This is a genomic window from Streptomyces dengpaensis, assembly GCF_002946835.1.
Lineage (GTDB): Bacteria > Actinomycetota > Actinomycetes > Streptomycetales > Streptomycetaceae > Streptomyces > Streptomyces dengpaensis.
The window spans coordinates 4,237,757-4,262,811 of sequence record NZ_CP026652.1 but is presented as its reverse complement, the minus strand read 5'-3'; the positions used below and the strand labels follow the sequence as shown (position 1 = coordinate 4,262,811).

22 protein-coding genes are annotated in these 25,055 nt (G+C 70.5%); 14 read left to right on the top strand and 8 right to left on the bottom strand.

Going from position 1 to position 25,055, the window contains the following annotated elements; genetic code table 11:
- Positions 1-112 precede the first annotated feature (112 nt).
- On the top strand, positions 113-1,627 hold the full coding sequence (locus C4B68_RS19640; protein WP_099502100.1) for a 3-hydroxyacyl-CoA dehydrogenase: 1,515 nt from the start codon (positions 113-115) through the stop codon (positions 1,625-1,627).
- Positions 1,624-2,214, top strand: a complete 591-nt coding sequence (locus tag C4B68_RS19635) for a TetR/AcrR family transcriptional regulator (RefSeq protein ID WP_099502101.1) — start codon at positions 1,624-1,626, stop codon at positions 2,212-2,214. Before C4B68_RS19640 ends, C4B68_RS19635 begins: the two co-directional genes overlap by 4 nt.
- A 23-nt stretch (positions 2,215-2,237) precedes the next feature.
- Here C4B68_RS19635 and C4B68_RS19630 read toward each other — a convergent pair whose 3' ends face one another.
- Positions 2,238-2,723, bottom strand: coding sequence for an Lrp/AsnC family transcriptional regulator (locus C4B68_RS19630; protein WP_099502102.1), 486 nt, complete (start codon positions 2,721-2,723; stop codon positions 2,238-2,240).
- A gap of 189 nt (positions 2,724-2,912) precedes the next feature.
- Here C4B68_RS19630 and pdhA (C4B68_RS19625) point away from each other — a divergent pair, with 189 nt between their 5' ends.
- The 6 genes from pdhA (C4B68_RS19625) (at position 2,913) to C4B68_RS19600 (ending at position 10,334) form a co-directional block, all read left to right on the top strand.
- A complete protein-coding gene (pdhA, locus tag C4B68_RS19625; protein WP_099502103.1) occupies positions 2,913-4,070 on the top strand; it encodes a pyruvate dehydrogenase (acetyl-transferring) E1 component subunit alpha in 1,158 nt (385 codons plus the stop codon).
- Positions 4,067-5,071: an alpha-ketoacid dehydrogenase subunit beta gene (locus C4B68_RS19620; protein WP_099502104.1), complete on the top strand. Its 1,005-nt coding sequence runs from the start codon at positions 4,067-4,069 to the stop codon at positions 5,069-5,071. Before pdhA (C4B68_RS19625) ends, C4B68_RS19620 begins: the two co-directional genes overlap by 4 nt.
- Complete coding sequence (locus tag C4B68_RS19615; protein WP_099502105.1) at positions 5,071-6,690, top strand: dihydrolipoamide acetyltransferase family protein; 1,620 nt, start codon at positions 5,071-5,073, stop codon at positions 6,688-6,690. The genes C4B68_RS19620 and C4B68_RS19615 overlap by 1 nt, the downstream gene beginning before the upstream one ends.
- A gap of 159 nt (positions 6,691-6,849) precedes the next feature.
- Positions 6,850-7,830, top strand: a complete 981-nt coding sequence (locus C4B68_RS19610) for an NTP transferase domain-containing protein (RefSeq protein ID WP_099502106.1) — start codon at positions 6,850-6,852, stop codon at positions 7,828-7,830.
- Positions 7,827-9,188 (top strand): molybdopterin molybdotransferase MoeA, encoded by a 1,362-nt coding sequence (locus tag C4B68_RS19605; protein WP_099502107.1) that lies wholly within the window; start codon positions 7,827-7,829, stop codon positions 9,186-9,188. The genes C4B68_RS19610 and C4B68_RS19605 overlap by 4 nt, the downstream gene beginning before the upstream one ends.
- A 48-nt stretch (positions 9,189-9,236) precedes the next feature.
- A complete protein-coding gene (locus C4B68_RS19600; protein WP_099502108.1) occupies positions 9,237-10,334 on the top strand; it encodes a potassium channel family protein in 1,098 nt (365 codons plus the stop codon).
- Between the two features lie 139 nt (positions 10,335-10,473).
- Here the strand turns inward: C4B68_RS19600 and C4B68_RS19595 are convergent, their stop codons facing one another.
- Entirely contained in the window at positions 10,474-11,322 is an 849-nt protein-coding gene (locus tag C4B68_RS19595; protein WP_099502109.1) for an ABC transporter permease, read from the bottom strand.
- Positions 11,319-12,362, bottom strand: coding sequence for an ATP-binding cassette domain-containing protein (locus C4B68_RS19590; RefSeq protein ID WP_099502110.1), 1,044 nt, complete (start codon positions 12,360-12,362; stop codon positions 11,319-11,321). Before C4B68_RS19590 ends, C4B68_RS19595 begins: the two co-directional genes overlap by 4 nt.
- Before the next feature lie 144 nt (positions 12,363-12,506).
- Here C4B68_RS19590 and C4B68_RS19585 point away from each other — a divergent pair, with 144 nt between their 5' ends.
- Positions 12,507-13,487, top strand: coding sequence for an NAD(P)H-quinone oxidoreductase (locus tag C4B68_RS19585; protein WP_099502111.1), 981 nt, complete (start codon positions 12,507-12,509; stop codon positions 13,485-13,487).
- A gap of 63 nt (positions 13,488-13,550) precedes the next feature.
- Here C4B68_RS19585 and C4B68_RS19580 read toward each other — a convergent pair whose 3' ends face one another.
- On the bottom strand, positions 13,551-14,051 hold the full coding sequence (locus C4B68_RS19580; protein WP_143674339.1) for a hypothetical protein: 501 nt from the start codon (positions 14,049-14,051) through the stop codon (positions 13,551-13,553).
- 234 nt (positions 14,052-14,285) lie between these two features.
- Between C4B68_RS19580 and C4B68_RS19575 the strand changes: the two genes are divergently transcribed.
- Positions 14,286-14,828 (top strand): bacterial proteasome activator family protein, encoded by a 543-nt coding sequence (locus C4B68_RS19575; RefSeq protein ID WP_099502113.1) that lies wholly within the window; start codon positions 14,286-14,288, stop codon positions 14,826-14,828.
- Positions 14,829-15,006: 178 nt separating this feature from the next.
- Here C4B68_RS19575 and C4B68_RS19570 read toward each other — a convergent pair whose 3' ends face one another.
- A complete protein-coding gene (locus C4B68_RS19570; protein ID WP_099502114.1) occupies positions 15,007-16,662 on the bottom strand; it encodes a protein kinase domain-containing protein in 1,656 nt (551 codons plus the stop codon).
- Positions 16,663-17,061: 399 nt separating this feature from the next.
- Between C4B68_RS19570 and C4B68_RS19565 the strand changes: the two genes are divergently transcribed.
- Positions 17,062-18,627: a protein kinase domain-containing protein gene (locus C4B68_RS19565; protein ID WP_104880003.1), complete on the top strand. Its 1,566-nt coding sequence runs from the start codon at positions 17,062-17,064 to the stop codon at positions 18,625-18,627.
- A 128-nt stretch (positions 18,628-18,755) separates the two neighbouring features.
- On the opposite strand, the gene C4B68_RS19560 is transcribed toward C4B68_RS19565, so the two are convergent.
- On the bottom strand, positions 18,756-19,145 hold the full coding sequence (locus C4B68_RS19560) for a pyridoxamine 5'-phosphate oxidase family protein (protein WP_240634720.1): 390 nt from the start codon (positions 19,143-19,145) through the stop codon (positions 18,756-18,758).
- A gap of 194 nt (positions 19,146-19,339) precedes the next feature.
- The gene (locus C4B68_RS19555; RefSeq protein ID WP_180289256.1) at positions 19,340-20,026 is read right to left on the bottom strand and encodes a response regulator; all 687 of its coding nucleotides are present in this window, start codon (positions 20,024-20,026) and stop codon (positions 19,340-19,342) included.
- 356 nt (positions 20,027-20,382) lie between these two features.
- Between C4B68_RS19555 and pdhA (C4B68_RS19550) the strand changes: the two genes are divergently transcribed.
- Genes pdhA (C4B68_RS19550) through C4B68_RS19540 form a run of 3 tightly spaced genes read left to right on the top strand, consistent with a single transcriptional unit; the run spans position 20,383 to position 23,970 of the window.
- Entirely contained in the window at positions 20,383-21,543 is a 1,161-nt protein-coding gene (gene pdhA, locus C4B68_RS19550) for a pyruvate dehydrogenase (acetyl-transferring) E1 component subunit alpha (protein ID WP_099502118.1), read from the top strand.
- A gap of 2 nt (positions 21,544-21,545) precedes the next feature.
- Positions 21,546-22,526 carry an alpha-ketoacid dehydrogenase subunit beta gene (locus tag C4B68_RS19545; RefSeq protein WP_099502119.1) on the top strand — a complete coding sequence of 327 codons (981 nt, stop codon included), beginning with the start codon at positions 21,546-21,548 and terminating at the stop codon, positions 22,524-22,526.
- A 10-nt stretch (positions 22,527-22,536) separates the two neighbouring features.
- Positions 22,537-23,970 carry a dihydrolipoamide acetyltransferase family protein gene (locus tag C4B68_RS19540; protein ID WP_099502120.1) on the top strand — a complete coding sequence of 478 codons (1,434 nt, stop codon included), beginning with the start codon at positions 22,537-22,539 and terminating at the stop codon, positions 23,968-23,970.
- Between the two features lie 88 nt (positions 23,971-24,058).
- On the opposite strand, the gene C4B68_RS19535 is transcribed toward C4B68_RS19540, so the two are convergent.
- Positions 24,059-24,961, bottom strand: a complete 903-nt coding sequence (locus C4B68_RS19535; RefSeq protein WP_099502121.1) for a D-alanyl-D-alanine carboxypeptidase family protein — start codon at positions 24,959-24,961, stop codon at positions 24,059-24,061.
- Between the last annotated feature and the right edge of the window lie 94 nt (positions 24,962-25,055).

Sequence of the window (25,055 nt, the reverse complement as noted above, 5' to 3'; positions counted from 1 at the left end):
CGCTCATGACCTGGGCAGAAACAGCCGGACAGAGTTAGAGTAACCGAACGATCGGTCGGGACAAGGGGGACCGCCGCATCTGTGGAAAACCCCGTGCGGGAGGATCGCGCACATGACAGCACTCGACCTCAGCAGCCCCGTGGCCGTTGTCGGCACCGGCACCATGGGCCAGGGAATCGCCCAGGTCGCGCTGGTAGCGGGCCACCCCGTGCGGCTCTACGACGCGGTTCCCGGGCGTGCCGACGCGGCGGCCGAAGCGATCGGCGCCCGACTCGACCGGCTCGTCGAGAAGGAGCGGCTCACCGGCGCCGGCCGGGACGCCGCGCGTGCCCGCCTCCGGCCCGTCGCGAGCCTCACCGACCTCGCGGACTGCGTGCTCGTCGCCGAGGCGGTGCTCGAACAACTCGACGTGAAACAGCGGCTGTTCCGCGATCTCGAGGACATCGTCGCGGACGACTGTCTGCTCGCCACCAACACCTCCTCCCTGTCTGTCACGGCCATCGGCGGCGCTCTGCGCAACCCCGGCCGTCTGGTCGGACTGCACTTCTTCAACCCGGCGCCGGTGCTGCCCCTCGTGGAGGTCGTCTCCGGGTTCGCGACCGACGTGTCGTCGGCCACGCGCGCGTACGAGACGGCACGTGCCTGGGGGAAGACCCCCGTCGCCTGCGCCGACACCCCCGGCTTCATCGTCAACCGCATCGCGCGGCCCTTCTACGCCGAGGCCTTCGCGGTGTACGAGGCCCAGGCCGCGGAACCCGCCACGATCGACGCGGTCCTGCGTGAGTCCGGCGGCTTCAGGATGGGCGCCTTCGAGCTCACCGACCTGATCGGGCAGGACGTCAACGAGTCCGTCACCCACTCCGTGTGGCAGTCCTTCTTCCAGGACGTGCGCTTCACGCCCTCGCTCGCGCAGCGACGGCTCGTCGAGTCCGGCCGGCTCGGCCGCAAGACGGGACACGGCTGGTACGACTACGCCGACGACGCCGAGCGCTCCGAGCCGCACACCGCGGAGAAGGCACAGGCGCCCGCATACGTCGTCGCCGAGGGCGATCTGGGCCCCGCCTCCGACCTGCTCGCCCTGATCCGCGCGGCGGGCATCCAGGTCCGCGACGACGAGGAGGACCACGGAACCCGCCTCGTGCTGCCCAGCGGCGGCCAGCTGGTCCTCGCCGACGGCCAGACCTCGGTCGAGTTCCGCGACGTCGTCTACTTCGACCTGGCGCTCGACTACCGGAAGGCCACCCGGATCGCCCTGTCGGCCTCCCAGGACACCGCTCCCCAGACGCTCTCCGAGGCCATCGGCCTCTTCCAGGCGCTCGGCAAGGACGTCAGCGTCATCGGGGACGTCCCCGGCATGATCGTCGCCCGGACCGTGGCCCGGATCATCGACCTGGCGCACGACGCCGTCGCCAAGGGAGTTGCCACCGAGGAGGACATCGACACGGCGATGCGGCTCGGCGTCAACTACCCTCTGGGGCCCTTCGAGTGGAGCCGCAGGCTCGGCAACAGCTGGGCGTGCTCCGTCCTCGACAACCTGCACGAGTGCGACCCCACCGGGCGATACGCGCCGTCCCTCGCGCTCTACCGCCACGCGTACGCCACCGACAAGCGGGAGGGCACCTCATGACCACCGCCAAGCGCGACACCTACACTCCGGAGACCCTGCTCTCGGTCGCCGTCCGGGTCTTCAACGAGCGTGGTTACGACGGCACCTCCATGGAGCACCTCTCCAAGGCGGCCGGCATCTCCAAGTCATCGATATACCACCACGTCTCCGGCAAGGAGGAGCTGCTGCGCCGGGCCGTCAGCCGAGCGCTCGACGGCCTCTTCGGGATCCTCGACGAGGAGCACGCGCGCGTGGGGCGTGCCGTGGAGCGCCTGGAGTACGTCGTACGGCGCATGGTCGAGGTGCTCACCGCCGAACTGCCGTACGTGACGCTGCTGCTGCGCGTGCGCGGCAACACGGACACCGAGCGCTGGGCCCTGGAACGGCGCCGCGGCTTCGACCACCAGGTGGCCGAGCTCCTGAAGGCCGCCGCCGCCGACGGGGACGTACGCGGCGATGTGGAGGTCCGGCTCGCGACCCGGCTGGTCTTCGGGATGATCAACTCGATCGTGGAGTGGTACCGGCCGGACGGGCGCGGCATGGGTGAGCGGGAAGTCGCGGACGCCGTCGTGCAGTTGGTCTTCTCAGGGCTCCGCAGCGGGCACTGAGGCCGGCCCTCCGGCTCCAGAGGTCAGCCCTCCGGCTCCAGATCCTCCTCCTCGAACACCAGCAGCGTCCGTGTGCTGAGCACTTCGGGGATGGCCTGGAGCCGCGTGAGCACCAGCTCGCGCAGCGCCCTGTTGTCCGGCGTGTGCACCAGGAGCAGTACGTCGAAGTCTCCGCCCACCAGCGCGATGTGGGAGGCCCCTGGGAGCAGCCTCAGCTGCTCGCGCACCGTGCGCCAGGAGTTCTGCACGATCTTGAGCGTGATGTACGCCGATGTGCCCTGACCGGCGCGCTCGTGGTCGACGCGCGCCCCGAAGCCGCGGATCACGCCGTCCTCGATGAGACGGTTGATCCGCGCGTAGGCGTTGGCCCGTGACACATGGACCCGTTCGGCCACGGAGCGTATCGAGGCGCGGCCGTCCGCCTGGAGCATCTGCAGGATGTCTTGGTCTATGGCGTCGAGCGGACGGGCGGGTGGCAGAGCGGGGCCGGCCTCCGGCGGCTCGGCCATTTGTTCAGGTGCCATGTCCCCCCGCCTCTCTACCATGGACGTACTGCGTCCATCTCAGGCTGTGGAGAACCGTTTGTCCACAGCCTGGCGGTGCCTGTAGCCAAAATGTGCCGACGACCGAACAATCGGTAGGTGGGGCGCATCACACCCGTGGCGCGCCTGAAGCCGCTCCCACGAGGAGGTGCCGTCATGACGGTCATGGAGCAGCGAGGCGCTTACCGGCCAACGCCGCCCCCCGCCTGGCAGCCCCGTACCGACCCCGCGCCGCTGCTGCCCGACGCGCTGCCGTTCCGCGTCCTCGGCACCGAGGCAGCCGCACAGGCCGATCCGGGTCTGCTGCGCCGTCTGTACGCGGAACTGGTGCGCGGCCGGCGCTACAACGCGCAGGCCACGGCCCTCACCAAGCAGGGCCGCCTCGCTGTCTACCCCTCCAGCACCGGCCAGGAGGCCTGTGAGGTCGCCGCCGCTCTGGTCCTTCAGGAGCGCGACTGGCTCTTCCCGAGCTACCGCGACACGCTCGCGGCCGTAGCCCGGGGCCTCGACCCCGTCCAGGCGCTCACCCTCCTGCGCGGCGACTGGCATACCGGATACGACCCTCATGAGCACCGCATCGCGCCCCTGTGCACCCCCCTTGCCACCCAGCTTCCGCACGCCGTGGGCCTCGCGCACGCCGCCCGCCTCAAGGGCGACGACGTGGTCGCGCTCGCCTTGGTCGGCGACGGCGGCACCAGCGAGGGCGACTTCCACGAGGCACTGAACTTCGCCGCCGTCTGGCAGGCCCCGGTCGTCTTCCTCGTCCAGAACAACGGCTTCGCCATCTCCGTCCCGCTCGCCAAGCAGACCGCCGCCCCCTCCCTGGCCCACAAGGCCGTCGGGTACGGCATGCCCGGGCGTCTGGTGGACGGCAACGACGCGGCGGCGGTGCACCAGGTGCTCAGCGAGGCCATCGCCCACGCGCGCGCGGGGGGCGGTCCGACGCTCGTCGAGGCAGTCACGTACCGCATCGACGCCCACACCAACGCCGACGACGCCACCCGCTACCGGGGCGACGCGGAGGTCGAGACCTGGCGCGCGCACGACCCGATCGCGCTCCTGGAGCGCGAGTTGACCGAGCGCGGCCTGCTCGACGACGACGGCATACGGGCCGCACGCGAGGACGCCGAGACGATGGCCGCCGATCTGCGCGAGCGCATGAACCAGGACCCGGTGCTCGACCCCATGGATCTGTTCGCCCATGTGTATGCCCAGCCCACCACGCAACTGCTGGAGCAGGAAGCCCAGCTGAAAGCCGAGCTGGATGCTGAGGCGGACGGACCGCATCACCTCGGGGAAGGAGCCGGGCGATGACCACCGTTGCCGTCAAGCCTGCCACCATGGCGCAGGCCCTCACGCGCGCGTTGCGGGACGCCATGGCCGCCGACCCCGCCGTGCACGTCATGGGCGAGGACGTCGGCACCCTCGGCGGCGTCTTCCGGGTCACGGACGGGCTCGCCAAGGAGTTCGGCGAGGACCGCTGTACGGACACGCCGCTGGCCGAGGCGGGCATCCTCGGGACGGCGGTCGGCATGGCCATGTACGGCCTCAGGCCGGTCGTGGAGATGCAGTTCGACGCGTTCGCGTACCCCGCTTTCGAGCAGCTGATCAGCCACGTCGCGCGGATGCGCAACCGCACGCGCGGCGCCATGCCGCTCCCCATCACGATCCGTGTCCCGTACGGCGGCGGCATCGGCGGCGTCGAGCACCACAGCGACTCCTCCGAGGCGTACTACATGGCGACTCCGGGGCTCCATGTCGTCACGCCCGCCACGGTCGCCGACGCCTACGGACTGCTGCGCGCCGCCATCGCCTCCGACGACCCGGTCGTCTTCCTGGAGCCCAAGCGGCTGTACTGGTCGAAGGATTCCTGGAACCCGGACGAGCCGACGGCCGTTGAACCGATAGGCCGCGCGGTGGTGCGGCGCTCCGGCCGGAGCGCCACGCTCATCACGTACGGGCCGTCCGTGCCCGTCTGCCTCGAAGCCGCCGAGGCGGCGCGGGCCGAGGGCTGGGACCTCGAAGTCGTCGATCTGCGCTCGCTCGTGCCGTTCGACGACGAGACGGTGTCGGCCTCGGTGCGGCGGACCGGGCGCGCGGTCGTCGTACATGAGTCGGGCGGATTCGGCGGCCCGGGCGGGGAGATCGCGGCCCGCGTCACCGAGCGCTGCTTCCACTACCTGGAGGCGCCGGTGCTGCGCGTGGCCGGGTTCGACATCCCGTATCCGCCGCCGATGCTGGAGCGGCACCATCTGCCCGGCGTCGACCGGATCCTGGACGCCGTGGGGCGTCTGCAGTGGGAGGCGGACAGCTGATGGCCCAAGTGCTGGAGTTCAAGCTCCCCGACCTCGGGGAGGGGCTCACCGAGGCGGAGATCGTCCGCTGGCTGGTGGAGGTCGGTGACGTCGTCGCCGTCGACCAGCCCGTCGTCGAGGTCGAGACGGCCAAGGCGATGGTCGAGGTCCCCTGCCCCTACGGGGGCGTGGTCACCGCCCGCTTCGGCGAGGAGGGCGCAGAACTGCCCGTGGGGGCACCTCTGTTGACGGTCGCGGTGGGCGAGTCGGCCTCCGACGAGGGCGACGCGGGCGACGAGGCGTCCGGAAACGTCCTGGTGGGGTACGGCACGGGTGCGCCTCCGGCGCGGCGCAGGAGGGTACGGCCACCGGCCGGGACCGCCGCTGGTGGACGGCGGGCGCCCGGCACCTCGGCAGGCCCGGAGTCTTCGGCGGGCGCGGGCGCCCCGGCCGGGCGGCCTGAACGGGGACGGCGCGGGCACGCTCCCGCCGCGTTGTCCGGCACCGAGGGCCGTCCGGTCGCCGCTGACCGGGGCCAACCGGTCAGTGGCCGGCGTGGCGACGAGGTGGTGAACGGCGGAGCCGCAGTGCGCGGTGACGGGCCCGTACCGGTCATTTCGCCGCTCGTGCGGCGTCTCGCCCGGGAGAACGGCGTGGATCTGCGGGAGTTGGAGGGCTCGGGGCCCGACGGGCTGATCCTGCGGGCGGACGTCGAGTACGCGTTGCGCGCGGCGGCAGCCGGCCGGCAGCGGACGCCGGCTTCGGCGGAGCCCTTCCAGACCCCTGCTTCCGTGGAGCCCTTCCCGGCCCCTGCGGTCGGGGACGCGCTGGGCACGGCGGTTTCCGCTCCCTCGCCCCAGCCCGCGGCGCCGGGCGCCGCGTCTTCGTACGCGACGCGACCGTCCGCCGCCCCCTCCGCCGCACCCGGGATCTCTCGGGGCGCCGCCCCGCACGGCCTCCGCGTTCCGCTCCGGGGCGTCCGCGGTGCCGTCGCCGACAAGCTCTCCCGCAGCCGTCGTGAGATACCCGACGCGACCTGCTGGGTTGATGCCGACGCGACGGAGCTCATGCACGCGCGCGTGGCGATGAACGCGGCGGGAGGGCCGAAGATCTCGCTGCTCGCTCTGCTGGCCCGGATCTGCACCGCCGCGCTGGCGCGGTTCCCCGAGCTGAACTCGACCGTCGACATGGAGGCCCGCGAGGTCGTCCAGCTCGACCACGTACACCTGGGCTTCGCGGCGCAGACCGAGCGGGGGCTCGTCGTCCCCGTCGTACGGGACGCTCACGCGCGGGACGCGGAGGGGCTGAGCGCGGAGTTCGCCCGGCTGACGGAGGCGGCGCGCACCGGGACGCTGACCCCTGCGGAACTCACGGGCGGCACCTTCACGTTGAACAACTACGGGGTGTTCGGCGTCGACGGATCCACGCCGATCATCAACCACCCCGAGGCGGCCATGCTCGGTGTCGGCCGCATAGTCCCCAAGCCCTGGGTGCACGAGGGTGAGCTGGCGGTGCGGCAGGTCGTCCAGCTCTCGCTCACCTTCGACCACCGGGTGTGCGACGGCGGCACGGCGGGCGGCTTCCTGCGCTACGTGGCGGACTGCGTGGAACACCCGGCGGTGCTGTTGCGGACGCTGTAGCCCGACCGGTCCGGTTGTCCCGTCCGCACGCTGTGCACGGGGCCGACCGGTCCGGTTGTCCCCGTACACATGCTGTGGACGGGGCTGACCAGTCCGGTTGTCTCCGTCCGATGCCGGGCACGGGATGGCAATGATCCGTCGGGCGCTCATACTCGGGGAATGACGTACGAGCCACCGAGTACGCCCGAGCAACCGGGCACGCCTCAGCCGTCGACCGGCCCCGAGCCATCGGGCAGCACCGGCCCCGATGCCCCGTTCGACGCCGTCGTGCTCGCGGGCGGCGCCGCGCGGCGGCTCGGCGGCACGGACAAGCCCGGCGTGCGCGTGGGCGGCCGGGCGCTGCTCGACCGGGTGCTGGCCGCGTGTGCCGATGCCGCTACCACGGTGGTCGTGGCCGAGCCACGGGCGACCGCACGCCCCGTCGAGTGGGCCCGCGAGGATCCGCCGGGCGGGGGCCCGCTCGCGGCGCTCGACGCCGGGCTGCGGCACACCACCGCGGAGTACGTCGTCGTGCTTTCGGCGGACCTGCCGTTCCTGGACGAGGGGACGGTACGGCGCCTGCTGGCACCCCTGCGGGAGAGCGGTCCCGGAGATGACTCGGCCGCCGCCGACGGCGTGCTGCTGACCGACTCCGGCGGTCGCGAGCAGCCCCTCGTGGCCGCGTACCGCGCGGGAGCCCTGCGCCGGGAGCTGGCCGCGCTCGCCGCCGAGCACGGCGCGCTCACGGGGCTGCCGCTGCGACGGCTCACCACAGCGCTCGACCTCACCCGCATTTCCGACTCCGTCGCGTCTTTCGACTGCGACACCTGGGACGACATCGCCGCCGCACGGGCACGTATCAGGGAGCATGGGCACGTGTTGGATGAATGGATTACCGCAGTCAAGAACGAACTTGGCATCGACCTGGACGTCGACACCGGCGCCCTGCTCGACCTGGCCCGCGACGCCGCGCACGAGGTCGCCCGCCCGGCCGCACCGCTGACCACATTCCTCGTGGGGTACGCGGCCGCACAGGCCGGCGGCGGCCCGGACGCCGTGGCTCAGGCCTCCCGCAAGGCCGCGGCGCTGGCGCTCCGCTGGGCCGACGAGGACACCCCTGACGCGAAGTCGGACGCCCACGCGAAGCCGGACGCCGGATGACCGCCGCCCGCTCCACCCGGGACGATGCCGAGGACTTCGACGTCGAGGAGGTGCTCGCCCTGGTGAAGGAAGACGGAGCGAACCCCGAGACCCGTTCCGTGCCCGCGCCCGCCCCGGAGGGGGAGCAGCACGGACGACGGGCCGCCCACGCCCATCACCAGGCCACCCCCTGGCCCGAGGCCCGCGTCGTCGCCGAGCGAGCCGCCCGCTCCGTACCGCGCAGGGCCCCCGTCTCCGTACCCCTCGACGCCTCCCTCGGCCTCGTCCTCGCCGCCCCCCTCACCGCGCTCACGGACCTCCCCTCCTTCGACACCTCCGCGATGGACGGCTGGGCGGTCGCGGGACCCGGCCCCTGGGAGGTACGCGAGGACGGTGTGCTCGCCGGGCATGCGGAGCCGGACCCGCTCGCCGACGGCGAGGCGGTGCGGATCGCCACCGGGGCCAGAATCCCGCAGGACGTCACCGCCGTACTGCGCACTGAGCACGGGCGGACCGACGACAAGGGGCGGCTGCACGCGACCCGGGAGGTCGTGCACGGGCAGGACATCCGGCCGCGTGGCCAGGAGTGCCGCGGCGGTGACCAGTTGCTGCCGGTCGGTGCGCTGGTCACCCCCGCCGTACTGGGCCTCGCCGCGGCCGCCGGGTACGACACGCTCGTCGCCGTCCCCCGCCCGCGCGCCGAAGTCTTCGTACTCGGCGACGAGTTGCTCACCGAGGGCCTGCCTCAGGACGGGCTCATCCGGGACGCGCTCGGCCCGATGCTGCCGCCATGGCTGCGCGCGCTCGGCGCCGAGGTCGTCGCCGTGCGCAGGCTCGGCGACGACGCCAAGGCGCTGCACAAGGCGATCAGCGGCTCCGACGCCGACCTGATCGTCACCACCGGCGGCACGGCTGCGGGCCCCGTCGACCACGTCCACCCCACCCTGCGCCGCATCGGCGCCGAACTCCTCGTGGACGGCGTTCAGGTGCGCCCCGGGCACCCGATGCTGCTGGCCCGCACCAAGGAGAACCAGCACCTTGTCGGCCTGCCCGGCAATCCCCTGGCTGCCGTCTCCGGCCTGCTCACGCTCGCCGAACCCCTGGTACGCGTCCTCGCCAGACGTGCGGCCCCGGAGCCGTACGCGCTGCCTCTCAAGGACGCCGTGCACGGGCACCCGTACGACACGCGGCTCGTCCCCGTCGTGCTGCGTGCCGATGAGGCCGTGCCGCTGCACTACAACGGTCCGGCGATGCTGCGGGGTGTCGCGGCGTCCGACGCCCTCGCGGTTGTACCGCCGGGCGGCGCGCGGGCGGGTCAGGAGCTGGAACTCCTCGACGTGCCCTGGGCCACAGCCGGGATCGATGTGTGCTTCACATGAGGGCGAAGGGCGAGCGATTCGGATGAATCCGAACGGGGTGTGTTTCACGTGAAACTTTCGGGCCATGACGCGATAGCCCGCCAAGCGGACGAGCATCTCGTGACCCACCGGGTGCAACTCCCTAGAAAGGTCGTGGAGCGCCCGATCCGTCGGGCCGGGAAGCGGTTGGCGATGGCGCTGTTGGTGCTCTTCGCCACCGCCCTCATCGTCTGGGCCGACCGCGACGGCTACAGCGACAACTCGGACGGCGCCGTCGACCTGCTCGACGCCTTCTACTACGCCACCGTCACCCTCTCCACCACCGGATACGGCGACATCACCCCGGTCAGCGACGCCGCCCGGCTCACCAACATCTTTGTCATCACGCCGCTGCGCGTGCTGTTCCTGATCATCCTGGTCGGCACCACGCTCGAGGTCCTCACGGAACGCAGCCGGGAGGAATGGCGGCTCAACCGCTGGAGGGCGGCCTTGAGAGATCACACCGTTGTCGTGGGGTTCGGGACCAAGGGGCGGTCGGCGATCGAGACCGTCTGCGGGGCCGGGCTGAAGAAGGACCAGGTCGTGATCGTCGACCCCAGTTCCAAGGTCGTCGACGCGGCGACGGCCGAGGGGTATGCGGGGGTCGTCGGGGACGGGACGCGCAGCGATGTGCTGGTGCGCGCGGAGGTGGGCAGGGCACGGCAGATCATCATCGCCACACAGCGCGACGACACCGCCGTGCTGGTCACGCTGACCGCCCGGCAGCTCAACCGTGCGGCGAAGATCGTCGCCGCCGTACGGGAGGAGGAGAACGCCCCGCTGCTGCAGCAGTCCGGCGCCGACGCCGTCATCACCAGCTCCAGCGCGGCCGGGCGACTGCTCGGCCTCTCGGTGCTCAGCCCCGCCGCGGGGATGGTCATGGAGAACCTCATCCAGCAGGGCAGCGGGCTCGACATCGCCGAACGGCCGGTCATCAAGGCCGAGGTGGGCAAGACACCGCGCGAGACCGACGACCTGGTCATCAGCGTCGTACGCGGGCACCGGGTGCTCGGCTACGACGATCCGGCCGTCGGGACACTCGAGTTGACGGACCGGCTGATCACGATCGTACGGGCGACGCCGAGCGCGCACGTGGCGCCCGACGTCCGGCCCTTGCGCCAGGATTGAGCAACAGGACTGGCCAGCACCGCAGGACTGGCCAGCACCGCAGGGCTGGCCAACGGCACAGCACCGGCGAGCGGTTCAGCACTGGCGAACAGCACATGACTGGTCAACAGCACGATGATGACCGGGCAGCCAGGCTGAGCTACTTGCGGTTGTACAGCCGCATCGTGATCGGCCCGAAGACCAGCACGAACAGGCCGGCCCAGCCCAGCGACCAGGCGATCTCGTCGGCCGGCCAGCTGCCCGCCATCAGCCCGCGCACGGCCGAGGACAGGTGAGTGATGGGGCTGTTGTTGACGAAGGCCTGGAGCCAGCCCGGCATGGTGCTCGGGTCGACGAAGACGTTCGACAGGAAGGTCAGCGGGAAGATCACCATCATGCTGACGCCCATCACCGACTTCTCGGTGCGCAGCATCAGCCCGAACATCGTCCAGATCCACGAGAACGCGAACGAGAAGGCGACCAGCAGCGCGATCCCCGCGACCACGCCGCCGAACCCGCCGTCCGGGCGATAGCCGAGGATCATGCCGACGGTGAGCATCACGACGGACGCGATGGTGTAGCGCAGGGCGTCGCCGAGCAGATAGCCGACCATCGTCGAGGGCCGCCAGATGGGCAGGGTGCGGAACCGGTCGAAGACGCCCTTCTCGATGTCCGTGTTGACCGAGACCCCGGTGTACATCGTGATCATCACGACCGACATCACCAGGATGCCCGGCAGCAGGAACTGGATGTACTTCTCCGGGGAGCCGGCCAGGGCGCCCCCGAACAGGTACGTGTACATCAGCACCATCATGATCGGGAAAGCGGTGACGTCGAAGAGCTGCTCCGGCACGTGCTTGATCTTGAGGATCGCGCGCCAGCCGAAGGTGAGGGAGGCCGACAGGGCACTGGGCCGCGGCGGCCGCTCCCCGGCGATGAGCAGCGCGGCGAGCGAGTCGGCGCTGACGGGGGCGAGTTCCTTGGTCTCGGTGGTGGTCGCGGTGCTCATGCGGCTGCCCCGTCCTTCGCGTCGTCGTGAGCCTTGAGGCCGTCGGCCTTCGGATCGTCGTGGACCCCTGTGTCATGGCCGGTGAGGGCGAGGAAGACCTCGTCCAGACTGGGCTGGCCCAGTGAGAAGTTGTCGACGGTGATGCCGCCGCGGGCCAGCTCGGCGAGTGCGCGGGCCGCCTTCTCGGCAGCCCCCTGCCCATTGACGGTCCCCGCGCCGACGCGTGCGGTCAGCGCCACCGGATCCGGCTCCAGCTGAACGTCCGCGTCCAGGGCCAGCCGCAGCACCTCCTCGGCCTGCGGACGCTGTGCGGGATCGCGCAGGCGCAGGTGTACGGATCCGGCGCCGACGGACGCCTTCAGTTCGCCCTTGGTGCCTTCCGCGATCACCTTGCCCTTGTCGATGACGGCGATCCGGGAGGCCAGCTGGTCGGCCTCGTCCAGGTACTGCGTGGTCAGCAGCACGGTCGTGCCCTGGGCGACCACCGCGCGCACGATGTCCCAGACCTGGTTGCGGCTGCGCGGATCGAGCCCGGTCGTCGGCTCGTCGAGGAACAGCAGCTGGGGGGTGTTGAGGATGGACGCGGAGATGTCGATGCGGCGTCGCATGCCGCCCGAGTAGTTCTTGACCTGCTTGTCGGCCGCGTCCGTCAGCCCGAAGGCCTCCAGGAGCTGCGCGGCCCGCTCCCGCGCGGCCTTCTTGTGGTGCCCGAGGAGCCGGCCGAGCAGGACCAGGTTCTCGAAGCCGGTGAGGTCCTCGTCCACGGACGCGTACTGGCCGGTGAGGCTCACCCGGTAGCGCACCTCGTCGGCCTCGCGTACGACATCGTGCCCGAAGACGTGGGCCTGGCCGCCGTCGGGCCGCAGCAGGGTGGCGAGCATCCTGACGGTGGTGGTTTTTCCGGCGCCGTTCGGACCGAGGACGCCGTAGACCGTGCCGGCGGGGACGGCGAGGTCGACGCCGTCCACGGCCCTGGTGTCGCCGAACGTCTTCACCAGGCCCGCGGTCTCGATGGCCAGGCCGGAGGTCTGCTGGCTCATGGTGGTTTCCTTCCACGTACGGGGGCTACGCATGAGGAGACCTTTACCGTTGCGCAAATTCATCGGTGGCGCACAGGTTTTCCCGGGGACCCGTCCAAGGTCGTAGGCGCATGGGACCGGAGACCGAGGAGTAGCGTCCCCCTCATGCATGCGATCACGATTCCCGAACCTGGTGGGCCCGAGGCGCTGGTGTGGAGCGAGGTCCCGGATCCCGTGCCCGCCGAGGGCGAAGTGCTGGTCGAGGTGGTGGCCAGTGCCGTCAACCGCGCCGATCTGCTGCAGCGGCAGGGCTTCTACAACCCGCCGCCCGGCGCGTCCCCGTACCCCGGCCTCGAATGCTCGGGGCGCATCGTCGCGCTCGGCCCCGGTGTCTCCGGCTGGGCGGTCGGCGACGAGGTGTGCGCGCTGCTCGCGGGCGGTGGGTACGCCGAGAAGGTCGCCGTTCCGGCCGGGCAGCTGCTGCCCGTGCCCGCGGGCCTGGACCTCCGTCAGGCGGCCGCGCTGCCCGAGGTGACCTGCACCGTCTGGTCGAACGTCTTCATGGTGTCCCATCTGCGCCCCGGCGAGACCCTGCTCGTGCACGGCGGATCCAGCGGCATCGGCACCATGGCGATCCAACTGGCGAAGGCCGTCGGCGCGAAGGTCGCGGTCACGGCGGGCACCAAGGAGAAGCTCGACTTCTGCGCCGAGCTGGGCGCGGACATCCTGATCAACTACCGCGAACAGGACTTCGTCGAGGAGATCAAGCGGGCCACGGACGGTCACGGGGCCGACGTCATCCTCGACAACATGGGCGCCAAGTACCTGGACCGGAACGTACAGGCCCTCGCCGTCAACGGGCGGCTCGCGATCATTGGTATGCAGGGTGGAATCAAGGGTGAGCTGAACATCGCCGCCCTCCTCAACAAGCGCGCCGCCATCAGCGCGACCTCGCTGCGGGCCCGCCCGCTCGGCGAGAAGGCGGCGATCGTCGCGGCCGTACGCGAGCACGTGTGGCCGCTGATCGACTCCGGTCACGTACGGCCGGTCGTGGACCGCGAGCTGCCGATGAGCGACGCGGCGGCGGCACACCAGGTGCTGGAGGAGAGCGGCCACATCGGCAAGGTGCTGCTCGTCACTCCCTAGCGCCGATTCCGGGCAAGCGCCGAGCTCTGCTCGCGGCGAGCGCCGCTGGGAGCGTCGTGTCTCTCAGTGGCGCCGTACGCGCAGGGCGACGAAGGCCAGCCCCAGACCCAGGCCCATCAGGATCAGCCCACTACCGAGGGGCAATATCCGGAGAACCGGTTCAGGGGATTGCTCCGGACTGACCACGTTCTGCTGGGCGGGGTGTCCCGCGTTGTGCGACGGGTTGGGGGCGGCGCTCTCCTCCGGCCGCTCCGGGACGGCGGGTTCGCGGCCGGTGCCCCTCGGCTCCCCGTCCCCGGTGTCCGAGCCGTCCGGGTCTTCCGGTGCCAGGTCCTCCGGTGCCACGGGGTCCAGGCGTCCCGGCCGCGCGCGTCCCTCGCCCGCGAGGCTCCCCGCGCGGGAGGCGTCGGCGGAGTGGGTGGCGGAGGGGGTGGGCTCGGCGGCGTACGGGGCGCTCCCGGGGGCGTACGAGACGTGCCCAACGGCGTACGAGGGAGGGTGGCCGGTGGCTATCAGGAGCGCCAGAGGTCCGGCCACGCGCAGCGTGCGGAGCCATGGAGTCACGCCGGTGACCCCCTCCCGTTGCTGGTGGGCCAAGACCGGGTTGCCGAGATCGACGGAACCAGCCTCACATGACGCCGTGCTCACGGCATCTCGACGGAGAGTGAGCTCGCCGTATCCCGACGGAAGGTGACGGGCGCTCCGGGCAAGGGCGCGAACGCGCCCGCGTACGCGGTGGATCACCGCTCAGTGGGGGCACCACCCAGGTGGGGTGCAGGCGTGCGAGAGAATGGCGGCATGGAGATGCCGAGGAACGAAAGGTCGCCGGAGAACCCACAGATCCTGGTCGTAGGCCAGGACGGAATGGCTCTCGGCGGCACCGGAGACGAGGACTCCCGCGAGGTCCCGGTGACGGAGATGGTGGAACAGCCCGCCAAGGTGATGCGCATCGGCAGCATGATCAAGCAGCTGCTCGAGGAGGTGCGCGCCGCACCTCTGGACGAGGCCAGCCGGGTCCGGCTCAAGGAGATCCACGCGAGCTCCGTGAAGGAACTGGAGGACGGCCTGGCGCCCGAGCTCGTCGAGGAACTGGAGCGGCTCTCTCTGCCCTTCACGGACGAGGCGACACCCAGCGACGCCGAACTGCGGATCGCGCAGGCCCAGTTGGTGGGCTGGCTCGAGGGGCTGTTCCACGGGATCCAGACGACCCTGTTCGCCCAGCAGATGGCGGCCAGGGCCCAGCTGGAGCAGATGCGCCGAGCCCTCCCGCCGGGTGTCGGCGGCATTGACGGTGACGAAGATCACCGCACCGCGGGCCGCTCTGGCGGGCCGTACCTGTAGCCCCTTGGATCACCCCAGGGGCATCCCGAACGAAACGGGCCCGGCACTCATGTGCCGGGCCCGTTCCCATGCCGGGAATGCAACGGACCCATGCCGGGAATGCCACGGACCCCTGCCAGGAACGGCTGCGGGCCCCTGCCAGGAACGGCCGCGGGCCCCCGCCGGGAATGCCCACGGCTCAGGCAGGGTCGCCCGTCGAGACCTTCAGCTCTATCTCGGGCATGTCCTTCGGGTCGACGTCCGTTCCGGCGGCGGGGAACTGGTCCATGACCGTGCCCTCGCCGTACGTGTTCTCGTCGACGTTCGTGATGTCCATCTGCCAGCCGGCGGCCTGGAAGCAGGACTTGACCGACTTGATGTACTTGTACGTGAAGTCAGGGACCTGGATCTTGTCGGGGTCGTCGTACGACTCCTGCGGCTCCGTGCACTTCTCCGTCTCGATCGTCTTCGTCGTGTCCGGACCCTTGTGCCCCGCCACCACGGTCGGGGACTCGGTGGCGTCGCCGCCGCCGCCCTCGTTTCCGGGGTTTCCGATGTACAGCATGAGTGCCGCGATCAGGCCGCCGATCGCGACGAGCGCGACCACGATCGACCCGATGACGACCCCCGTGTTGCTCTTGCGGCCGCCCGGACCGCCCGCGACAGGGGTGGTGGGCTGGGGCGTGAGGTTGTACGGCGGCGGAGTGGACGGCGCCTGCTGCGGGGAGTACGCGGCGGTCTGCGGCGGGGCCTGGTAGCCGCCCTGCTGCGGATAGCCGTACGACGGGGAGGGCGTCTGCGCGGGGGCCGGCGTGCCGTACGGGCCCGGCTGGTACGGCGTCTGGACGGGGCCCGGCGCGGGAGCCGCCTCGACGGGCGGGAAGACGGCGGAGCCGACGCCCGCGCCGCTCGACGTCTGGGCGCCCGGCACGATGCTCGGCGCGGCGGCATGGAACGACTGGGCCACGCGCAGACACTCGTCGCGCATGGCCTCGGCGCTCGGGAAGCGCTCGTTCGGGTTCTTCTTCAGGGCGCGGGCGACCAGCGCGTCCACGGCCGGGGGCAGCGAGCGGTTGATCGAGGAGGGCGCGACCGGCTCCTCCTGGACGTGCGCGTACGCGATGGCCAGCGGCGAGTCGGCCTCGAACGGCAGCCGCCCGGTGACCAGTTGGAACAGCATGATGCCGACCGAGTACAGGTCGGACCGGGCGTCCACACCTCTGCCGAGTGCCTGCTCCGGGGAGAGGTACTGGGGCGTGCCGACGACCATGCCGGTCTGCGTCATCGAGGTGACGCCGGACTGCATGGCGCGGGCGATGCCGAAGTCCATGACCTTGACGACGCCCCGCTTCGTCATCATCACGTTGCCCGGCTTGATGTCCCGGTGGACCAGCCCCATCTCGTGGCTGATCTCCAGGGCCGCCAGCACGTCCGCGGTGATCTTCAGGGCCTTGTCGGCGGGCATGGCGCCGTGCTGCGCGATGTCCTGGTCGAGCACGGAACCGAGGGGGCGGCCCTCGACGTACTCCATGACGATGTACGGCGTCGGCGTGCCGGAGCCCGCGGCGGAGCCGCTGTCGAGCAGCGTGTCCTCGCCGGTGTCGAAGACCGAGACGATGTTCGTGTGCGTGAGCTTCGCCACCGACTGGGCCTCGCGGCGGAACCGCTCGCGGAAGGCCTGCTCGCGGCCGAGTTCGGTGTGCAGGGTCTTGATCGCGACCTGCCGGTCGAGCACCGAGTCGTACGCGAGATGCACCGAGGCCATACCGCCCTCGCCGAGCAGATCGCGCAGCTGGTAGCGGCCGCCGGCGACCGCACGCCCCGCGTACCGGCCCTGTGCGCCGTCCTGGCTCATGTTCTGCGTCCCCCATCGGCGCGGCGGCAGCGGCTGGTTGCTCCCGCGGTCCGTGATCGATTGTCGATCGATGGTCCGGTGCGCGCCGGTCAAGTCATCCGGTGCGCGGCCGGTCTTCGGTGATCGATTGGCCCATTCCCGCCAAGTCTGCCCCAGGGCACTGACACGTCAAGCTCGGTGCCCGTTCCGTGACCGTCTGCGAAAGAAGCGTCGTGGAAGCGTTACAGGTGTCGTACGGGCGGTACACAGAATGTGCACGTGGGCACATGGGGCAGGTTTGATGGCCCGTCCATCTCACTTCCATCTCGGGTCGACGCCTTGCGCGGAGCCTGTAGCGTGGCCCGACGGAGACCGTAACAACACCGCGCAGACCGCGGGCAGAAACGACGGCGAGGACTGATGGCACAGCAGCAGCGCGCTCAGGGCCCGTCCGACCCCGAGGCGACTGGCGGCGGTATGTCAGATGCGCCGGAGATGTGGGGTAACGGCGGACTGGTCGGGGACGGCCGATATCGGCTGACCCGCAGACTAGGCCGGGGCGGCATGGCCGAGGTGTTCGCGGCCGAGGACGTGCGCCTCGGGCGCACGGTCGCGGTCAAGCTGCTCCGCTCCGACCTGGCCGAGGACCCGGTGTCCAAGGCCCGCTTCACGCGCGAGGCCCAGTCGGTCGCCGGGCTCAACCACCATGCCGTCGTCGCCGTGTACGACTCCGGCGAGGACGTGGTCGGCCACGGCGTCGTCCCGTACATCGTGATGGAGCTCGTCGAGGGCCGCACCATCCGCGATCTGCTGCTCAACGCCGAGGCCCCCGGGCCCGAGCAGGCGCTGATCATCGTCTCGGGTGTCCTGGAGGCGCTCGCCTACTCGCACCAGCACGGCATCGTGCACCGCGACATCAAGCCGGCGAACGTGATCATCACCCAGACCGGTGCGGTGAAGGTGATGGACTTCGGCATCGCGCGCGCCCTGCACGGCGCCCAGTCGACGATGACCCAGACCGGCATGGTCATGGGCACACCGCAGTACCTCTCCCCGGAGCAGGCGCTCGGCAAGGCCGTCGACCACCGCTCCGACCTGTACGCGACCGGCTGTCTGCTCTACGAACTCCTCGCGCTGCGGCCCCCGTTCACCGGAGAGACTCCGCTGTCGGTGGTCTACCAGCACGTCCAGGACATTCCGGTGCCCCCGTCCGAGGCGTCGGACGCGGCGCCGCCGGAGCTCGACGGGCTCGTCATGCGCTCCCTCGCCAAGGAGCCGGACGACCGGTTCCAGACCGCCGAGGAGATGCGCGGGCTCGTCCAGTATGGGCTGCAGATGCTGTACGACCAGGGCGGGCACACCGGCACCTGGAACACCGGCCCCGTCACCCTGCACGAGGGGCGGCACACCCCGTCCGCGGGCTTCGCGGGCACGACGGCGCTGCCGCACCCCGGCGACTCCGGCACCACGCAGATCCCGGCGCCGATCATCCCGCCGTACGGCGGTGGGGACGACGGCGGCTTCGAGGGGCGCGGCAACCGGGGCGGCGGCCGCGGCAAGCTGTGGATCCTCGCGGTCTTCGCGGTGATCGCCATCGCGGCGGGTGTCGCGCTCGCCCTCAACAACGGCGGTGGCGGCAAGGAGGGCGGGACCAGCACGACGCCGTCACCGACCTCCACGCAGTCCAACCAGGAAGACAAGCCGAGCGAGACGCCCAGCGGCGAGGCGACGGACGACGAGACCGAGGACTCCACCGGCGGCTCGACCAGCACCGGCAGCGACTGGGACTACACGCCGTCGTACACGCCGTCCCCGAGCCAGCCCACTCAGCCCACGGACGAGCCGACCGACGAGCCGACCGAGCCGACGGAGGACCCGACGACGCCGACGGAGGACCCGACGACGCCGACGGAGGACCCGACGCTTCCCACGGAGGACCCGACGGACCCCGGCACCGGCAACGGCGGTGGCGACGGGGGCGAGTGACCGTGCCCGATCGGCTCTGATCGCCCCTGCTGATCGGGACTGATCGAAAACACCCTCCGCGCGCGTGTGGCCCGAAACGGGCTCCACGCGCGCGTGCCGTTTGCGGCCCCCCGGCCCTCCAGGGGGCATCACCCCGCGAAGGCCTCGTGCACGGACGTGCCATCCTCGGAGTGCACGGTGGCGAACTGCGGTTCGATGCCCAGATAGGCCGGCTCGAAGGGCTCGCCGTCCGCCAGGCGCGGCGCGGGACCGAAGCGTTCCCGTTCGGCCGCGGTCGGCTCGACGGGCTCGCACTGGCCCACGATCTGCACCGACCACAGGCTGTCGCCCGGCCGCGCGGAGCTCAGGTTGTCGGTGCCGTACGCGACGACGCTGCCGGCCCACGCGCGGTGGTATCCCCAGCCGCGGGGCATCCGCAGCAGGACGCGGCCGTCGACCACGATGTGCCGGGCGAGCGCGAGGAAGGGCAGGGCGCCCATGCTGGTGGCCACCCGGCCGTAGGCGGTGCGGCCGATCATTTCCACGGCGAGCTGTTCGTCGGAGGGCCGTTCGTCAGAGGGCTGTCCGCCGGTGAGCCGTTCGTTGGCGGACCGTTCGTCCGTGGTCATGCCTCCAATCTGCGGCACCCATCAGGCACAGAAAAAGAGGCACCCGCCCCCCCGATGAGGGGCCATAAGTCCCGAATAACGTCTCGCGTCCCGGCCCGAAACGCTCAGCGGTTCTGCCTCTCCGCCTGTTTCCGCGCCACATACGCCGCCGCCTCGGACCGTCGTTCCATACCCAGCTTGGACAGCAGGCTCGACACATAATTCTTGATCGTTTTCTCGGCGAGATGAAGCCGTTCCCCGATCGCGCGATTGGTGAGCCCCTCGCCGATCAGGTCGAGGATCCTGCGCTCCTGCACGGTGAGCTGCGCGAGCTTGTCGTTGCTCTTCGCGCCGCCGTGGCGCAGCCGTTCCAGGACGCGGGCGGTGGCCACCGGGTCGAGCAGCGACCTGCCTGCGGCGACGTCCCGTACGGCCGAGAGCAGTTCGCTGCCGCGGATGGCCTTGAGGACATAGCCCGAGGCACCCGCCATGATCGCTTCGAACAGGGCCTCGTCATCGGCGAACGAGGTCAGCATCAGGCACTTGATGTCCTCGTTCTGGGACCGGATCTCCCGGCAGACCTCCACGCCGCTGCCGTCCGGGAGCCGTACGTCCAGGACCGCCACGTCCGGACGGATGGCCGGAATCCGCGCCAGGGCGTCGGCCACCGTGCCCGCCTCGCCGATCACCTCGATGTCGTCCTCGACCGAGAGCAGCTCATGGACTCCGCGACGGACCACCTCGTGATCATCGAGGAGAAATACGGTGATTTTCCCGTTTAGGGGCACTCTGTCAGTGTCACACACGGTCATGGGGACTGCCCCGGGTCAGCTCTTCCCGTGCCCGGGGTGACCGGGATAACGTGCCGGTGTTCCGGCCCCCTGCAAGGCTGTTACCAGTGCTGTGACCAGGACTGTTCCCGACCGACTCGATTTAGTAGGAATCCCAAGTTTGAAAGTACTTGGATTTCCTATCAAAATCCCAGGTCAGGAGGGGTTTCACAGAAATGTGAAGCACTGGGTAACGTGGCTGCCGCAGGGCGCTCGCCGGGGCACCTGTCACGCCTGTTCCCGGCCGAGTGGCACCCACCCCGTGCACGGGTACTGGATCAGGCGAGCCGCACTGGCCACCCGGCAACCCTGGGGGCCGGACCGACGGAGGAGCACACGTGACCGTGGAGAGCACTGCCGCGCGCAAGCCGCGACGCAGCGCGGGTACCAAGAAATCGCCGCGTACGACGGGCGCCGAGCCCGAGCTCGTTCAGCTGCTGACCCCGGAAGGCAAGCGGGTCAAGGACGCCACGTACGACCCGTACGTCGCCGACATCACCCCCGAAGACCTGCGCGGCCTGTACCGGGACATGGTGCTGACCCGCCGTTTCGACGCCGAGGCCACCTCCCTGCAGCGCCAGGGCGAACTGGGCCTGTGGGCCTCGCTGCTCGGCCAGGAGGCCGCACAGATCGGCTCCGGGCGGGCCACCCGCGAGGACGACTACGTCTTCCCGACCTACCGTGAGCACGGTGTCGCCTGGTGCCGCGGGGTCGACCCGACCAACCTGCTCGGCATGTTCCGCGGTGTGAACAACGGCGGCTGGGACCCGAACAGCAACAACTTCCACCTGTACACGATCGTCATTGGTTCGCAGACGCTGCACGCCACCGGCTATGCCATGGGTGTCGCCAAGGACGGCGCGGACTCGGCGGTGATCGCGTACTTCGGCGACGGTGCGTCCAGCCAGGGCGATGTCGCCGAATCGTTCACCTTCTCCGCGGTGTACAACGCGCCGGTGGTGTTCTTCTGCCAGAACAACCAGTGGGCGATCTCCGAGCCGACGGAGCGGCAGACCCGTGTCCCGCTCTACCAGCGGGCGCAGGGCTTCGGCTTCCCCGGCGTACGCGTGGACGGCAACGACGTCCTCGCCTGCCTGGCGGTGACGAAGTGGGCGCTGGAGCGTGCGCGCCGGGGTGAGGGCCCCACGCTCGTCGAGGCGTTCACGTACCGGATGGGCGCGCACACCACCTCCGACGACCCGACGAAGTACCGGGCGGACGAGGAGCGCGAGTCCTGGGAGGCGAAGGACCCGATCCTGCGCCTGCGCACCTACCTGGAAGCCTCAAACCACGCGGACGAGGGATTCTTCGCGGAACTCGAGGCCGAGAGCGAGGCGTTGGGCAAACGAGTACGCGAAGTCGTACGGGCCATGCCGGACCCGGACCATTTCGCCATCTTCGAGAACGTGTACGCGGACGGGCATGCGCTCGTCGACGAGGAGCGGGCCCAGTTCGCCGCCTACCAGGCGTCGTTCGCGGATGAAGGGGAGGGCAAGTAGCGATGGCGGCAGAGACGATGGCGCTGGCCAAGGCGATCAACGAGTCGCTGCGCACGGCCCTCGACGCCGACCCCAAGGTCCTCATCATGGGCGAGGACGTCGGCAAGCTCGGCGGTGTCTTCCGGGTCACCGACGGCCTGCAGAAGGACTTCGGCGAAGAGCGGGTCATCGACACCCCGCTCGCCGAGTCGGGCATTGTCGGCACCGCGATCGGCCTCGCCCTGCGGGGCTACCGTCCGGTGGTGGAGATCCAGTTCGACGGCTTCGTCTTCCCGGCGTACGACCAGATCGTCACGCAGCTCGCGAAGATGCACGCGCGAGCGCTCGGCAAGATCAAGCTCCCTGTCGTGATCCGCATTCCGTACGGCGGTGGAATCGGCGCGGTGGAGCACCACTCGGAGTCTCCCGAGGCGCTGTTCGCGCACGTGGCGGGCCTGAAGGTGGTCTCCCCGTCGAACGCGGCGGATGCGTACTGGATGATGCAGCAGGCCATCCAGAGCGACGACCCGGTGATCTTCTTCGAGCCGAAGCGGCGTTACTGGGACAAGGCCGAGGTCAACAGGGACGCGATCCCCTCGCCCCTGCACGGGGCGCGCGTGGTGCGCGAGGGCGGCGATGTGACGCTGGCCGCGTACGGGCCGATGGTCAAGGTCTGCCTGGAGGCCGCCGCGGCCGCCCAGGAGGAGGGCAAGTCGGTCGAGGTCCTGGACCTGCGCTCGATGTCGCCCATCGACTTCGACACCGTGCAGGCTTCGGTGGAGAAGACCCGCCGCCTGGTCGTGGTGCACGAGGCGCCGGTGTTCCTGGGCACGGGTGCGGAGATCGCCGCCCGGATCACGGAGCGGTGTTTCTACCACCTCGAGGCCCCCGTTCTGCGGGTGGGCGGCTATCACGCCCCGTATCCGCCGGCGCGGCTCGAGGAGGAGTACCTTCCGGGCCTGGACCGGGTGCTCGACGCCGTCGACCGCTCGCTGGCGTACTGAGGAGAGGGTCGTGACGACGATGACTGAGAACGCGTCGGGACTCCGTGAGTTCAAGATGCCCGATGTGGGCGAGGGTCTGACCGAGGCCGAGATCCTCAAGTGGTACGTCCAGCCCGGCGACGCGGTGACCGACGGCCAGGTCGTGTGCGAGGTCGAGACGGCCAAGGCCGCCGTGGAACTGCCCATCCCCTACGACGGTGTGGTGCGCGAACTGCGCTTCCCCGAGGGGACGACGGTGGACGTCGGCCAGGTGATCATCGCGGTCGACGTGGCCGGTGGGGCACCCGCCGGACAGGCCCCGGCAGCCGAGGCTCCCGTCGCCGAGCAGGCCCCCGCCGCTCCCGCCGAAGAGCCCAAGACCGAGGGCCGCAAGCCGGTCCTCGTCGGGTACGGCGTCGCCGAGTCCTCCACCAAGCGCCGCCCCCGCAAGGGCACCGAGGTCCCGGCCCAGCAGTCCGAGACGCTCCTCGCGGCCGCCGCGCTGCAGGGCGAGCTCAACGGACACGGACACGCGCCCGCCCAGCAGCGCCCCCTCGCCAAGCCGCCGGTGCGCAAGCTCGCCAAGGACCTCGGGGTCGATCTGACGACGATCACGCCGTCGGGCCCGGGCGGCATCATCACGCGCGAGGACGTGCACGCGGCGGTGGCACCGGCTCCGGCCGTGGAGGCACCCGCGGCCTCCGCCCCCGCCCAGGCACCCAGTGGGGTCCCGGCTCCCGCCCCGGTCGTCACCTACGACACGGCGCGCGAGACCCGTATCCCGGTCAAGGGCGTCCGCAAGGCCACGGCCGCAGCGATGGTCGGCTCGGCGTTCACCGCGCCGCATGTCACCGAGTTCGTCACGGTCGACGTGACGCGCACGATGAAGCTCGTCGAGGAGCTGAAGCAGGACAAGGACATGCAGGGGCTGCGGGTGAACCCGCTGCTGCTCATCGCCAAGGCCCTGCTCGTCGCGATCAAGCGCCACCCCGAGGTCAACGCGTCCTGGGACGAGGCGAGCCAGGAGATCGTCCAGAAGCACTATGTGAACCTGGGCATCGCCGCCGCCACCCCCCGTGGCCTGATCGTCCCGAACATCAAGGACGCCCACACCAAGACCCTGCCCCAACTGGCCGAATCCCTCGGCGAACTGGTGGCCACGGCCCGTGAGGGCAAGACCTCACCCGCCGCGATGCAGGGCGGCACGGTCACGATCACGAACGTCGGCGTCTTCGGCGTCGACACGGGCACGCCGATCCTCAACCCCGGCGAATCCGCGATCCTCGCGGTCGGCGCGATCAAGCTCCAGCCCTGGGTCCACAAGGGCAAGGTCAGACCACGCCAGGTCACCACCCTCGCGCTGTCCTTCGACCACCGCCTCATCGACGGCGAGCTGGGCTCCAAGCTCCTCGCCGATGTGGCGGCGATTCTGGAACAGCCCAAGCGGTTGATCACCTGGGCGTGAGCCCGGAGAAGGTGACTACTTGGGCGTGAGCCCAGAGAAAGGGCCTGTCGCGCACCGCGCGGCAGGCCCTTTCCTCATGGCGCGTCGCTTACTTGGCGAAGCCGTAGGAGAGCAGCTTCTTGGCGTCCGACGTGCGGGCGCTGGTCGACGTGGAGGCGAGGACCGTACCGATGACCGTCTTGCCGTTGCGGGTGGCGGCGAAGACCAGGCAGTACTTGGCCTCGGGGCCGGAGCCGGTCTTCACTCCGGTGGTGCCGCTGTAGCCGGTGAGCAGCGGCTTGTTGGTGTTCTCCCACGCGTAGTTGCGGTAACCGCCGCTCTTGGTGGTGACCTTCTGCGTGGTGTTCTGCGTCTTCACGATCGTGCGGAACGTGGAGTTCTTCATCGCGCTGCTGGCGAGTTTCGTGAGGTCGCGCGGCGTCGAGTAGTTGGCGCCGTGGCCGATGCCGTCGAACGAATCGAAGTGCGTGTTCGTCATGCCGAGGTTCTTCGCGGTGGTGTTCATCTTGCCGATGAACGACTTCACACGGGCGGCGCGCGTCGTGCCCGTGCCGAACTTGTCGGCGAGCGCGTACGCGGCGTCGCAGCCGGACGGGAGCATCAGCCCGTACAGCAGCTGGCGGACGGTGACCTTGTCGCCGACGATCAGGCGGGCCGAGGAGGCCCAGTTGTTGTCGACGATGTAGTCGCTGTACGCACCCTGGATCGTGACCTTGGCGTCCAGGTTGAGGTTCGGCTGCGAGAGCACGACCTTGGCAGTCATGATCTTGGTGGTCGAGCCGGTCGAACGGCGGGTGTCGGCGGCCTTCGTGTAGAGGGTCTTGCCGGTGCCGTCGTTCATGATGTAGCCGCCCGCGGCGGCGATCGTGGGCGTGGCCGCGGCGGCTCCCGCGGGAGCCGCACCGAGGGCTCCGGCCGCCAGTACGGCGCCGGTCGTGACGGTCACAGCGGCGGCCCTGCGAAAACGCGTGCCCTTAATGCCGGTAGTCAAAATGAACGCTCCGAATGCGCGAAATGCCCTTGGGAGAACGGCACATGAGAGTGCCGTCTCACGTACGGACTCATGAGAAGGGCAAAGGGATGTA